This window comes from Paenibacillus sp. BK720, from assembly GCF_011761545.1.
Lineage (GTDB): Bacteria > Bacillota > Bacilli > Paenibacillales > Paenibacillaceae > Pristimantibacillus.
Map to the genome: position 1 here is coordinate 1,083,046 of NZ_JAASRQ010000001.1, position 13,395 is coordinate 1,096,440.

Genomic DNA, 13,395 nt, shown 5'->3' on the forward strand with positions numbered 1-13,395 from the left:
AGGAATGTCCGCTCGATGAATCAGACTCAGGCCGGAAAACAAATTAACCTTCAACAGACAAAATCGGCTGGCTGGAAGCAGAGCACGGCTGTTCGAGTCCTGCTCTTGTTTTTGTTTGCGCTGCTGTTTTATTTCAGTCTCGCTCCCCATCTTGTACCGGAAACCTACGATATCCAGGTGGATGCGCCCAGCGACAAGGATATCGCAGCTCCGCATCAGATATTCGACAGCAAGGCAACGCTGGAAGCGCAGGAAGAGGCAGCGAATAAAATCGATTCGATCTATTCGAATGTCGCGTTGCGCAACGAACAGCTGATCGATCAAATTTTCGTCCGGATCGAGCAGCTTAATCTGGATGATCAGGTGACGGTGCAAAACAAGGTTGAAATTTACCGGAATGAGATTCCCGGCAAATATGATGCGTTTGTCGATAATTTCGTAAAAATGAATATGGGCACCGGCAAGTACAACGATTCGCTGCTTGAAGAAATGTCGAAGGTCATCAAGGAGCAGGCGTACACGATTCCGGAAGAGACGTTCTACAAGCTTCCGAATCTGACGCTGGATCAACTGGAGGAAATGCGCTCCGTTGGGCAGGATGTCGTCCGCAAGCTAATGAGCGAGCAGCTCCGCGATGCGGAAACGGCGCGCACGAAGGTTGCGGAGCTGGTTAACGCAAGCTCGCTGACCAACCGCTCCAGCCGCGAAATTGTGCAGGAGCTGGCACGGTTTACGATTATGCCTAACCGGTTCCTCGATCAGCAGGCAACGGACGAAGCCAAAATTCTCGCGAAGCAGAATACGCCTCAGGTTGTGATCAAAGAAGGCGACCTCATCGTGAAAAAAGGCGAGATTATTACTCCCGAGATGTACGAGCTGCTGAAGGAATCCGAGCTTCTGCAGGACAAGCGCAATTATTGGCCGCAGCTTGGACTGCTGCTGATGTCCATCATGATCGTGGTTGGCCTGTATACGTATATACACCAATACGGGACCAGCGACTCGACCAAGCCAAGCTACGGCAATACTCATCTGCTGATGCTCTGGCTCATTTATCTGATCAATATTATCACGATGCAAGTTATTTCCCTTACGCAGACCGATTCCGCGCCTTATGCCGGTTATTTAGCCCCGGCCGCGCTTGGAACGATGCTGATTACGCTGCTGCTGGATGTGAATCTGGCGATTATCAGCTCGGTTTTGTTTGCGCTTTGCGGAAGTATTATACTAAATACGCAAACCGGTCAAATTTTCGACTATCAATACGGGTTTGTTATTATCGTGGTTTCCCTGGCGGCGATATTCTCGATTCACCGGGCAAGCCAGCGGTCTACCATCCTTAAGGCGGGAATTATGGTCAGCTTGTTTGGTTCGCTGGCCGTATTGTCGCTTATGTTCCTGAAGGAGCAGCTTGAGCAAGGGCCGCTCGTTTATTCTCTTGCATTCGCGTTTGCTAGCGGACTATTAACGGCGATTCTTGTCATTGGGCTTATGCCGTTCTTCGAAATTACGTTTGGCATATTGTCGGCGCTGAAGCTCGTAGAGCTGTCGAATCCGAATCATCCGCTGCTTCGCAAGCTGCTTACGGAGACGCCTGGCACCTACCATCACAGCGTAATGGTCGGCAATCTTGCCGAAGCGGCTGCCGAGTCGATCGGAGCGGACGGACTTCTTTGCCGCGTAGGTTCGTATTATCACGATATCGGCAAGACGAAGCGGCCAAGCTATTTTATCGAGAATCAGACGAATATGGAAAATCCGCATGATACCATCGAGCCAAAGCTGAGCAAATCGATTATCGTCGCCCATGCCCGCGACGGGGTTGATATGCTGAAGGCGCAAAATATTCCGAAGCCGATCCGGGATATCGCGGAGCAGCATCATGGGACAACCTCCTTGAAGTTCTTCTACTTCAAAGCGTTGAAACAAGCGGAGGAGCAGGGGTTAACCGTGAATTTCACGGAGGATGACTACCGTTATCCGGGTCCAAAAGCGCAATCGAAGGAAGCGGCGATCGTTGGTCTGGCCGATTGCGTGGAAGCGGCCGTCCGCAGCCTGCGCAGCCCTACGGTGGAGCAGGTAGAGGCGATGATTCAGAAGATTATTAAAAGCCGCGTGGATGACAATCAATATAATGAGTGCGATCTGACGATGAAGGAGCTCGACAAGATTGCCCATTCTTTGAAAGAAAGCGTTATCGGCATATTCCACTCGCGGATTGAATACCCGGAAGACGTAAAACCAAAGGAGCGTTAACAAAGCATGAGCTTGCAATTAGACTGGAGCAACGAACAAGACAAAATGGAGATTCCCGATCAATGGGTGGAGAGACTGGAGCAGCTTCTTCAGATCGCCGGCGAGATGGAAGGACTTACGGACGGCGAAGTGACTCTGACCTTTACGGATAACGAGCAGATTCACCAGCTTAACCGCGAATACCGCAATATCGACCGTCCTACTGATGTCTTGTCGTTCGCCATGCAGGATGACGGGACGGAAGAGCTCGATATTATTTTCGAAGTGGAGAGCGAGGATGAGCTGGATCCAATCTCCGGCATGCTTGGCGATATCGTAATCTCGATTGAGAAAGCCCAGGAGCAGAGCGAGGATTACGGCCATTCCCTGGAAAGGGAGATCGGGTTCCTGTTCGTGCACGGCTTCCTCCATTTGCTCGGTTATGACCATATGGACGATGCGGGCGAAGCCGAAATGACGGCAAAACAGGAAGCCGTTCTTCAGAAGGCAGGTCTGTCGCGTTAATGCTGAAGTTTATCCGCAGCCTGTCTTTTGCTTGTTCGGGAATTGCCTTGGCTGTCCGGTCTCAGCGTCATATGAAAATTCATACGGCGGCTGCCGTTATGGTGTGTCTGTTAGGGGCGTTCCTGCCCCTGACCCGGCTGGAATGGGCGGTGCTGTTGTTAACGATGGCGATTGTGTTCACCCTGGAGATGGTTAATACGGCGATCGAAAAAACCGTTGACCTTGCGAGTCCCGGCATTCACCCGCTTGCGAAAGCGGCTAAGGATATTGCTGCCGGTGCCGTGCTGGTCGCGGCATGCTGCGCGATTATTATTGGGCTGCTCATTCTTGGGCCGCCCTTATGGCATTTTATATTGGATTAATACGAAGAATAGGAGTTGGGGCTCATGGCATTCGAGGGATTATCGGAGCGGTATTCGAACCTGCTTGAAGCAGCGAAGGAGGCCATGTCGCGGGCATACGTGCCTTACTCCAATTTCCGCGTTGGCGCCGCGCTGCTGGACGAAAGCGGCCATGTCCATTACGGCTGCAACGTGGAAAATGCCGCGTACAGCCCTTGCAATTGCGCCGAGAGAACGGCGCTGTTCCGCGCAATCGCCGACGGCAAACGTCCGGGAGAATTTCAGGTTATTGCCGTCATGGGGGATACGGACGGACCGATTGCCCCATGCGGCGTATGCCGCCAGGTACTGGTAGAGCTATGTAAGCCGGATATGCCGGTCGTTATGGGCAATCTGCGCGGGGACTGGAACATTATGACGGTTAGCGAGCTGCTGCCGGGTGCATTTACTCCGGCTTCATTAGAGAAAGGAAGTTAATTATTCACATGACTGAAACGAAATTCCGTTCCGGATTCGTGGCGATTATCGGTCGTCCGAATGTCGGCAAATCTACGCTTATGAATCATTTAATCGGGCAGAAAATTGCCATTATGTCGGACAAGCCGCAGACCACCCGAAATAAAATCCACGGCGTGTACACGACGGAAACGTCGCAGATCGTTTTCCTCGATACGCCCGGCATTCATAAACCGCAATCCAAGCTAGGCGACTATATGATGAAAACCGCGGAAGGCGCTTTAAAAGAGGTCGAGGCCGTACTTTTCCTGATTGACGTTGCCGATGGACTGGGCGGCGGCGACCGCTTTATCATCGAACAGCTGAAAAAGGTGGATACGCCCGTATTTCTTGTGATGAACAAGATTGACAAGGTTCAGCCGGAAAAGCTTCTGGAAATTATCACCCAATACAAGGATTTGTATCCGTTTGCGGAGATTGTGCCGATCTCGGCGCTTCAAGGCAATAACGTCGAAACATTGCTTGCGCAAATCCAGAAATATTTGCCGGAGGGACCGCAATATTATCCGGCCGATCAGGTCACCGACCATCCGGAGCAATTCGTCTGCGCGGAGCTGATCCGCGAGAAGATCCTGCATATGACCCGTGAAGAAATTCCGCATTCGATTGCGGTTGGCATCGAGGATATGAGAGTGCAGGAGAACGGCGTTGTATACATCGGCGCGGTTATCTTCGTGGAACGGGATTCCCAGAAGGGCATTATTATCGGCAAGAAGGGGGCCTTGCTGAAGGAAGTCGGCAAGCAGGCCCGCCGCGATATCGAAGCGCTGCTTGGATCGCGCACATTCCTGGAGCTTTGGGTCAAGGTGAAGAAGGATTGGCGCAATCAGGAGCGCGTATTGAAGGATTTCGGCTTCCGTCACGATTAAGCCGATTTGACGAATTTTGTTAAGGATAGCATTCGGCAAATTACCGTATCCTAATTACCGTCTGGGGCTTCATTTCCATGGCGGAAAGGGATGAATACGAATGCGAAATTTTTCGTGGAAGTATTTTACATTGACCGGTGATGTGGAGTCGTACATGCTCTACAAGGAAATGGATCAACTTGGTCCAGAGAATCATCCTCAACATTTGCCGGGAGACAATGAAGAGCTTGCTGCTGAGTTCGAGGAGTCGTCTGCCCTTTAATTGATTACGTTGCAGGCTGCCTTGAATCAAGCATGGGGGAGAAGGTAGTATGCTATATCGTGTGGAGGGCATTGTCATCCGCAGCATGGACTATGGGGAAGGCAATAAAATAATTACGCTGCTGACGAAAACAAACGGAAAGCTTGGCGTAATGGTGCGCGGCGCGAAGAAGGTGAAGAGCAGGCATGCTTCTCTCGCGCAGCCATTTACATACGGCGAGTTCGTATTTTTCCGAAATAAAGGTTTAGGCACGCTCAATGCTGGTGAGATTCTCGAATCTCACCATCTTTTACGTGAGAAGCTTGATTTGGCGGCTTACGCTTCTTATTTGGCTGAGCTTACGGACAAGATGCTCCAGGAAGACGAATCCGGCGCGATGCTGTTTGAACAGCTTAAGGCCGGGCTTGCCGCAATGGAGGAAGGGAAAGATCCGCAAATCGTCTCGCATTTGTTCGAGATGCGAATATTAGAGGCTTCAGGTTATGCTCCGGAATTGGAGGCCTGCGTCAATTGCGGCAGCGAGCAGGGACCTTTCCGCTTAAGTCCGCACGCAGGCGGAGTGCTATGCCCGAGCTGCGCAAGAAACGATGCCCAGGCAATTGCGATGGGGGATGGGGCTTATAAGCTTCTGCGGTTGTTCAGCCGGATGGACCTGAGGCGTCTTGGCGCCATTCAGGTGAAGCCGGAGACCAAGAAAGAGCTCAAGAAGCTGATGCGGGAACTTATGGATGTCCATATCGGCATTCAATTGAAATCGAGAACGTTTCTTGATCAAATGGATAAGTATTCCTTCGAATAAGCGGCATGCTCAGTCCGTTGACCGAGCATGCCGTTTTTTATTATTCCGTATGATTGATCTTGGGCATTAGTACCTAATAACTGGTTTGACAACTGCATGAAAAGTGTTTAATATATTTGAATATGAAGATGGACAGTGATGGAGAAAGTAGCAGTTGATGCCTTGAATTAGCGATCCGGGGATAGTGGGAGCCCGGTCAGGCTAAATTTGCGAAAGGCACTCCGGAGTCAGTTAACGAAAAGAGGATTTTCGCACGCTGCTGGAATGAGCAGCGACAAGCGGAGGTCAAGTAGGGTGGAACCGCGGGAGTCAGCAGCTCTCGTCCCTACGTCTGGGAGCAGGCGTAGAGACGGGAGCTTTTTGTGTCCCCGCCTTCGCCATACTAAACGATAAAGGAGCTAAGAGGTCATGAATTTTCAAAACATGATATTGACTCTGCAGCAGTTCTGGGCAGAGCAAAACTGTATCCTCGTACAGCCGTACGATGTCGAGAAGGGCGCGGGAACGATGAACCCGATGACCTTCCTCCGCACGATTGGCCCGGAGCCATGGAACGTAGCTTATGTGGAGCCTTCCCGCCGTCCTGCCGACGGCCGTTACGGGGAGAATCCGAACCGATTGTATCAGCATCATCAATTTCAGGTCATCCTGAAGCCTTCCCCCGACAACATTCAGGAGCTGTATCTGGAAAGCTTGAAGCGTCTTGGAATCGATCCAAAGCATCACGATATCCGCTTTGTCGAAGACAACTGGGAATCCCCCACTCTTGGCGCATGGGGCCTTGGCTGGGAAGTATGGCTGAACGGCATGGAAATTACCCAATTTACGTACTTCCAGCAAGTCGGCGGCATCGATGCCAACCCGGTTGCGGTCGAAATTACGTACGGCATGGAGCGCCTCGCTTCATACATTCAGGAAAAAGAGAATGTGTTTGATTTGGAGTGGGTAGACGGCGTAACTTACGGTGACGTCTTCCTGCAGCCGGAATTCGAGCATTCGAAATATACGTTTGAGACTTCCGATTCAGCGATGTTGTTCCAGCTGTTCAACATGTATGAGGAAGAAGCCAAAAAAACGATGGAGCATAACCTCGTATTTCCGGCTTACGATTACGTGTTGAAATGCTCCCATACGTTTAACCTGCTGGACGCACGCGGCGCTATAAGCGTAACGGAACGCACGGGCTATATTATGCGCGTCCGCAACTTGGCGCGCGCTTGCGCAGCGACTTATCTGGAGGAGCGGGAACGTCTCGGCTTCCCTCTGCTGAAGAAAGGAGTGGAGAACAATGGCTAAGGATTTATTGCTGGAGATTGGACTTGAGGAAGTACCGGCGCGTTTTGTGCGCGGCGCCATGAACCAATTGAAGGACAAGGCGGTCAAATGGTTCGACGATTCGCGCATTCCGTACGAATCGGTTGAGGTGTTCGCTACGCCTCGCCGTCTTGCCCTGTATGTAAAAGGCGTAGCCGAGAAACAGGAAGACGTCAACGAGCAGGTTAAAGGTCCTTCGCGTAAAATCGCCCTTGACGATCAAGGCAACTGGAGCAAAGCGGCGCTTGGTTTCGCGCGCAGCCAAGGCGTTGATCCGGAGCAATTCTTTTTCCAGGAGCTTGCCGGCGTTGAGTACGTGTATGCGAACAAAAGCAGCGTAGGCACGGAAACGGCTTCCGTATTGCCGGAAGGGCTGACAAACCTGATCACATCGATGTCCTTCCCGAAAAACATGCGTTGGGGCAGTTATGAACTGAAGTTCGTGCGTCCGATCAAATGGATTATCGCTTTGTTTGGGCAAGACATTATTCCGATTGAAATCACGAACGTAAAGAGCGGCAATGTATCCCGCGGCCATCGCTTCCTGGGCGAGGAGACGGTTGTTGCATCTCCGGCGGATTATAAAGAGCGTCTGCGCGAGCAGCATGTTATTGTTGACGTGGAAGAACGCGAGCAGCTGATCGTGACTCAAATCGAGGAGCTTGCCAAAGAGAAGAGCTGGGAAATCGCGATCAAGGAAGATTTGCTCGAAGAGGTCTTATTCCTGGTCGAGTATCCGAACGTATTATATGGAACGTTTGATCCGGCTTTCCTCAACATTCCGCAAGAGGTTCTTATAACGTCGATGCGCGAGCATCAGCGCTATTTCCCGGTATTAAACGCGGAAGGCCAGCTGCAGCCGTTCTTCGTAACCGTGCGTAACGGCGACCGGACTTCGATCGAGAATGTTGCGAAAGGCAACGAGAAGGTTCTTCGCGCTCGTCTGTCCGACGCGAAATTCTTCTACGAGGAAGACCAGAAGCTTGCGATTAACGATGCGCTTGCGAAGCTTGAAAATATCGTTTACCACGAAGAGCTGGGTACGGTTGCCGATAAGGTTAGAAGAATCCGCGCGACAACCGATCTGATTGCCTCGAAGCTGGGCGTCGATGCGGACACAGCTTCGGCGGCAAGCCGCGCGGCTGATATTTGCAAATTCGACCTGGTTACGCAAATGGTATACGAATTCCCTGAACTGCAAGGCATTATGGGCGAGGATTACGCCCGCAAAGCAGGAGAAAGCGAAACGGTAGCAAAAGCGATCAATGAGCACTATCAGCCTCGCTTTGCTGGCGATCGCGCGCCGGCATCCCTCGTAGGCGCCATTGTCAGCCTTGCCGACAAAATGGACACGATCGCGGGCTGCTTCTCGATCGGCATTATTCCGACAGGTTCGCAGGATCCGTACGCCCTGCGCCGTCAAGCATCGGGTATCGTTCAGATTATTCTGGCTCAAGGCCTTGATCTGAAGCTGACAGACCTGTTTGACGCGGCTCTCCAGGTGCATGAAGCACGCGGAATGAAACGCGGCGCGGACGAGATTCGCAAAGACATGAACGACTTCTTTGCGCTTCGCGTGAAGAACGTTTTGTCGGAGCAAGCTAATCGTTATGACGTCGTTGACGCAGTTATGGCAACCGGCTTTAACGATTTGCGTATTACCGTCGAGCGCGCCGCGTTGATTAACGAATTGGCTTCCGGCAGCGAGAGAAGCGAATTCAAGCTGACGATCGATGCCTTTAACCGGGTATGCAATCTTGCTTCCAAAGCGGAATCGCGCACGGTGGATTCGGCCCTGTTTGAGGAAGCGGCGGAAGGCGCGCTTTACGAGCAGTGGCAAAAAGCCCATCCAGCGGTCGCGGAAGCTATCGCCGAGGGGGATATCGCTTCCGCGCTTGCCAATTTGTCTTCGCTTAAGCAGGCGATTAACGCGTATTTCGATTCGGTAATGGTTATGGCCAAGGATGACGCCGTGCGCAGCAACCGTCTGGCGACTCTTGCGCTTATCGCGGACGACATTACGGCTATAGCTGACTTCTCGAAGCTGGTCTGGTAATACAGGTTGCACTCGTCAAAGTATCATTGTCGTCAATCCATAGAAGGAAGGGATGATGATTGTGGCAGGTTCAGCTGAAGTGATTATTTACGTCGTATCCGACGCTGCGGGCGATACCGGAGAACTGGTCGTGAGGGCGGCGGTAGCGCAGTTCCATCCGGTGCAGACGGACATCCGCCGCGCACCGTTCGTCATGGATGTGCCCACCTTGGAGAGGTTCGTTTTGCAGGCCAAGCTTTCCGGAGCTATCATGCTCTACACGCTTGTTATTCCGCACTTGCGCGAAGCAATGAAGAATCTTGCCAAGGAGCATGAAGTGGAAGCCATCGATCTTCTCGGATCGTTGATCGAAAGCCTTGAACGGCAGACCGGCCGTCATTCCCGTCAAGAGCCGGGTCTCAACCACGTTCTGGATGCGGATTACTTCCGCAAGGTGGATGCCGTGGAATTCGCGGTCCGTTACGATGACGCCAAGGACCCTTCCGGCGTCCTTAAAGCGGATATCGTGCTGATCGGTGTATCGCGCACGTCGAAAACTCCGCTGTCCATGTATCTGGCGCATCAAAAATATAAGGTAGCCAATATTCCGCTCGTCCCGGAAATCAAGCCGCCCAAGGAACTGTTTACCGTCCCGGTTGATCGGATTATCGGCCTAACGATAGGCGTGCCGTACTTGAACACGATCCGGAAGGAAAGGCTCAAGGCGCTTGGACTGCCGGACAGCGCTTCGTATGCGGCGGAGGACAGGATCCTGAAGGAGCTGGAATACGCGGAAGCGATTATGAAACAAATCGGATGCGTCATCATCGATGTGTCGCATCGCGCGGTGGAAGAAACGGCGAGTCTGATTATGGAGCATTTTCGCGGCGTTTAAGCTTGAAATGCAGGATTTTTTTGAAGTATTGCCGTATATAATAGTACGGTAATTGAAATATACAACAATAAGCGGGGATGCGTGATGGAGCTTAAACAACCGACAGTCGTCGTCGACGGCGACGCTTGTCCCGTTAAGACGGAAATTGCCCGGACCGCACGCAGCTTCCGCGTCCCGGTCGTCATGGTATCCTCCTATGACCATCGGCTTGAGCCGCAGGAAGGTGTTTCGGTTGTGCAAGTCGACCGGAGCAGCCAATCGGTCGACTTGTATATCGTCAATCATATAGCCAAAGGCGATATCGTGATTACGCAGGATTTTGGTCTGGCATGCATTGCAATCGGAAAAGGGGCTGTCGTTTTGTCTCCGCGCGGCGAAGAGTATTCGGACGAGAACATCGATTATTTGATGGAACGGCGTCATGAATCCGCGAAAAGAAGGCGCGCAGGGGGGAAAACGAAAGGCCCAAAAGCAATGAATCATGAGGATCGGGAGCGTTTTCAACAAAAGTTGACAAAAGTTTTATCAAACTTGCAGGAGAAACATGACATTTAGCGAATATTATTTACGTGTCATTAGGATGAAGGTGATGGATAATGACCTACGGTAAAATACCGGATGACGTTATTGAGGCGGTACGCCGTCATCATGACATCGTAGATACGGTGAGCAAATACGTTCATCTCTCTAAGAACGGCAAGTACATGAAAGGGCTTTGTCCCTTCCACTCGGAGAAGACGCCTTCCTTCACCGTCACGCCGGAGCTGCAGATATTCCACTGCTACGGATGCGGGAAGACCGGCAACGTTATCCGGTTCGTGGAAGAGATCGAAAGCTATACCTTTCCAGAAGCGGTCCGAGTGCTTGCCGAAGAGGCGGGCATCCCTGTTACCTGGGCTAATCCGGACGGCTCGAAGCCAACGGCAGCCGACACGGAACGAAGCGCTGTTCTTGAAGCCCATGAGCTGACTGCGAAATTTTACCATTATTTGCTGAACAATACGCAGTACGGCACCGAGGCAAAAGAATATTTGCGCGGGCGCGGGTTTGGGGACAAGCTGATCAATCAATTTATGATCGGTTATGCGCCCGAACAGTGGGATACGCTAAGCCGGTTCTTAACAGCGAGAAATTTCGATCCCTCCTTGATGGAGAAAGGCGGGCTGCTATCCGCGAAATCAGACGGAAGCGGATATGTAGACCGGTTTCGGGGACGAATCATGTTTCCGATTTGGGATCGGGACGGCAAGGTAACGGCGTTTGCGGGACGAATTATCGGCGACGGTCAGCCGAAATATTTGAACTCACCGGAAACGATGCTGTTTACGAAAAGCCGCACGATTTACAATCTGCATCATGCGCGACCTGCCATCCGCAAGAGCAAGCAAGTTGTTTTATTCGAAGGGTATATGGATGTAATTAAATCTTGGAGTGCCGGCGTAAAGAACGGGATTGCCACAATGGGAACGGCCTTGACGGAGGAGCATTGCAGCATTCTTGCAAGGCAGGCTGAGGAAATCGTGGTCTGTTATGACGGTGATGACGCCGGACAAGCTGCCGCTATGAAGTCTATTCCGATGCTCGAAGGAGCGGGGCTTAGAGTAATGGTGGCCATGCTTCCGAAAGGTAAGGATCCGGATGAATATATTACCGAATACGGTCCCGACGATTATCTTCGGGAAGTCATTGATCAGCCTGTCACAACTACAAAATTTAAGCTTATATATTCAAGAAAAAACCATATACTGCTAAAAGAAGAAGGTCGGAAAAATTACTTGCTTGAAGCCGCCGGAATTGTGGCAGAGCTTGATTCGGCTATTGAACGCGAGGTATACCTGCAGGAGCTTTCGCGCGAATTTAATTTCCCATTAGAGGTATTAAAGCAGGATTGTCACATTAAGCATCAAGAATTGCAAAAAAAGAAACCCGGAAGGGATAATAACGACAATTCGTGGAATAATGGTAGGAATGAAAATCGCCGAAGATCGGGGCCTCCCGTGCTAATGCCCGCTTATACGTATGTGGAGCGGAGGCTGCTTCATGTGATGATGCGCGACAGGGATGTGGCGCAAACCGTGCATGAAAAGCTGGGAGACGCGTTCAATATTGAGGATCACGCAGCGCTTGCTGCTTATTTATACGCTTTTTATGCGCAGGGCTATGATCCGGATGCCGGGAGGTTTATCGCCTCGCTCCAAGACGAACGTCTGGAGAGAACGGCTGCAGCCATTCTGATGATGGACGGAGATTTTCCTTTTGACGATGCAATTTTGGAAGCCGATATTCAGGACATTATCAAAGTACCTAGGTTCCGGGAGATCGACCGAAAAAAAGAGGAAATGATGCAGGCGGAACGCGCCGGAGATCATCTGCTCGCCGCGCAAATGTTAAGTGAGATTATAACCCTAGAGAGACAGCTAAAAGGAACGACTTGACGATCGGTTCTAGGGAGGAGGGAGTCGGAATATGGCGAATGATCAGCATACTGAACTAGAAGCCGAACAAAAATTGGATTTAGTGAAGGAACAATTGATTGAACAGGGGAAGAAAAGAGCCTCCTTAACTTATAAAGAGATTATGGAGAAATTATCGCCGTTTGATCAGGATCCGGAACAAATCGATGAGTTTTTCGAACAGCTCGATGATTTAGGTATTGAGGTATTGAACGAGAGGGATGAGGATCGTGATCCGCTTAACCGCGGAGAAGATTCGGATCGCGAAAATGATGATTTCAATTTCGACGATGACCTGGCTCTGCCTCCGGGAATCAAGATTAATGACCCTGTACGCATGTATTTGAAGGAAATAGGCCGTGTTCCGCTCCTGTCGGCGGATGATGAAATCGAACTGGCAAGACGAATTGAGAACGGGGATGAGGAAGCGAAGCGCAGACTTGCGGAAGCGAACCTTCGTCTCGTTGTCAGTATCGCGAAACGTTATGTAGGCCGCGGCATGCTGTTCCTGGACTTGATTCAGGAAGGCAACATGGGTCTGATTAAAGCGGTAGAGAAGTTTGACCATCAAAAAGGCTTTAAGTTCAGTACGTACGCGACATGGTGGATTCGTCAGGCGATTACACGCGCCATAGCGGACCAAGCGCGTACCATTCGGATTCCGGTTCATATGGTCGAAACGATCAATAAGCTGATCCGGGTCTCGAGACAGCTCCTTCAAGAGCTTGGGCGCGAACCGACCCCGGAAGAAATCGCCGCGGAGATGGAACTCAGCACCGATAAAGTAAGGGAAATCATGAAGATTGCTCAAGAGCCAGTATCGCTCGAAACGCCGATTGGCGAAGAAGACGATTCGCATCTTGGCGACTTCATTGAAGATCAGGAAGCACTGGCTCCTGCTGACGCAGCGGCTTATGAGCTGCTCAAGGAGCAACTGGAAGATGTTCTTGATACGTTGACGGAGCGTGAGGAAAATGTACTCCGTCTGCGTTTTGGCCTTGACGATGGCCGTACTCGCACCCTCGAAGAGGTTGGCAAGGTATTCGGCGTTACCCGCGAACGGATTCGTCAGATCGAAGCGAAAGCGCTCCGCAAGCTCCGTCATCCAAGCCGCAGCAAACGTCTTAAAGATTTCCTAGAATAAGATAGCT

At 51.3% G+C, this 13,395-nt stretch carries 13 protein-coding genes; all 13 read left to right on the forward strand.

Annotated features, from left to right (window positions below; all coding sequences use genetic code 11):
• Window positions 1-15: 15 nt before the first annotated feature.
• The 13 genes from FHT67_RS04685 to rpoD all read left to right on the forward strand — a co-directional run bounded on the left by FHT67_RS04685 (window position 16) and on the right by rpoD (window position 13,388).
• Complete coding sequence (locus FHT67_RS04685) at window positions 16-2,256, forward strand: HD family phosphohydrolase (protein WP_132304390.1); 2,241 nt, start codon at window positions 16-18, stop codon at window positions 2,254-2,256.
• 6 nt (window positions 2,257-2,262) lie between these two features.
• A complete protein-coding gene (gene ybeY / locus FHT67_RS04690) occupies window positions 2,263-2,760 on the forward strand; it encodes an rRNA maturation RNase YbeY (RefSeq protein WP_167196107.1) in 498 nt (165 codons plus the stop codon).
• A complete protein-coding gene (locus FHT67_RS04695; RefSeq protein ID WP_132304394.1) occupies window positions 2,760-3,122 on the forward strand; it encodes a diacylglycerol kinase family protein in 363 nt (120 codons plus the stop codon). The genes ybeY and FHT67_RS04695 overlap by 1 nt, the downstream gene beginning before the upstream one ends.
• Before the next feature lie 24 nt (window positions 3,123-3,146).
• Window positions 3,147-3,578, forward strand: a complete 432-nt coding sequence (gene cdd, locus FHT67_RS04700; RefSeq protein ID WP_132304396.1) for a cytidine deaminase — start codon at window positions 3,147-3,149, stop codon at window positions 3,576-3,578.
• An 8-nt stretch (window positions 3,579-3,586) separates the two neighbouring features.
• A complete protein-coding gene (era, locus tag FHT67_RS04705) occupies window positions 3,587-4,486 on the forward strand; it encodes a GTPase Era (RefSeq protein WP_132304398.1) in 900 nt (299 codons plus the stop codon).
• 100 nt (window positions 4,487-4,586) lie between these two features.
• Window positions 4,587-4,748, forward strand: coding sequence for a YqzL family protein (locus tag FHT67_RS04710; RefSeq protein ID WP_132304400.1), 162 nt, complete (start codon window positions 4,587-4,589; stop codon window positions 4,746-4,748).
• A 49-nt stretch (window positions 4,749-4,797) separates the two neighbouring features.
• The gene (gene recO / locus FHT67_RS04715; protein ID WP_167196110.1) at window positions 4,798-5,547 is read left to right on the forward strand and encodes a DNA repair protein RecO; all 750 of its coding nucleotides are present in this window, start codon (window positions 4,798-4,800) and stop codon (window positions 5,545-5,547) included.
• 408 nt (window positions 5,548-5,955) lie between these two features.
• Window positions 5,956-6,843: a glycine--tRNA ligase subunit alpha gene (gene glyQ, locus FHT67_RS04720; RefSeq protein ID WP_127496388.1), complete on the forward strand. Its 888-nt coding sequence runs from the start codon at window positions 5,956-5,958 to the stop codon at window positions 6,841-6,843.
• Window positions 6,836-8,917: a glycine--tRNA ligase subunit beta gene (glyS, locus tag FHT67_RS04725; protein WP_167196113.1), complete on the forward strand. Its 2,082-nt coding sequence runs from the start codon at window positions 6,836-6,838 to the stop codon at window positions 8,915-8,917. The genes glyQ and glyS overlap by 8 nt, the downstream gene beginning before the upstream one ends.
• Before the next feature lie 55 nt (window positions 8,918-8,972).
• Window positions 8,973-9,791, forward strand: coding sequence for a pyruvate, water dikinase regulatory protein (locus tag FHT67_RS04730; RefSeq protein WP_132305294.1), 819 nt, complete (start codon window positions 8,973-8,975; stop codon window positions 9,789-9,791).
• A gap of 84 nt (window positions 9,792-9,875) precedes the next feature.
• Window positions 9,876-10,346, forward strand: a complete 471-nt coding sequence (locus tag FHT67_RS04735) for a YaiI/YqxD family protein (protein WP_132304406.1) — start codon at window positions 9,876-9,878, stop codon at window positions 10,344-10,346.
• 41 nt (window positions 10,347-10,387) lie between these two features.
• Window positions 10,388-12,226, forward strand: a complete 1,839-nt coding sequence (dnaG, locus tag FHT67_RS04740) for a DNA primase (protein WP_167196116.1) — start codon at window positions 10,388-10,390, stop codon at window positions 12,224-12,226.
• Between the two features lie 31 nt (window positions 12,227-12,257).
• A complete protein-coding gene (gene rpoD, locus FHT67_RS04745) occupies window positions 12,258-13,388 on the forward strand; it encodes an RNA polymerase sigma factor RpoD (RefSeq protein ID WP_132304410.1) in 1,131 nt (376 codons plus the stop codon).
• The last annotated feature ends 7 nt before the right edge of the window (window positions 13,389-13,395 follow it).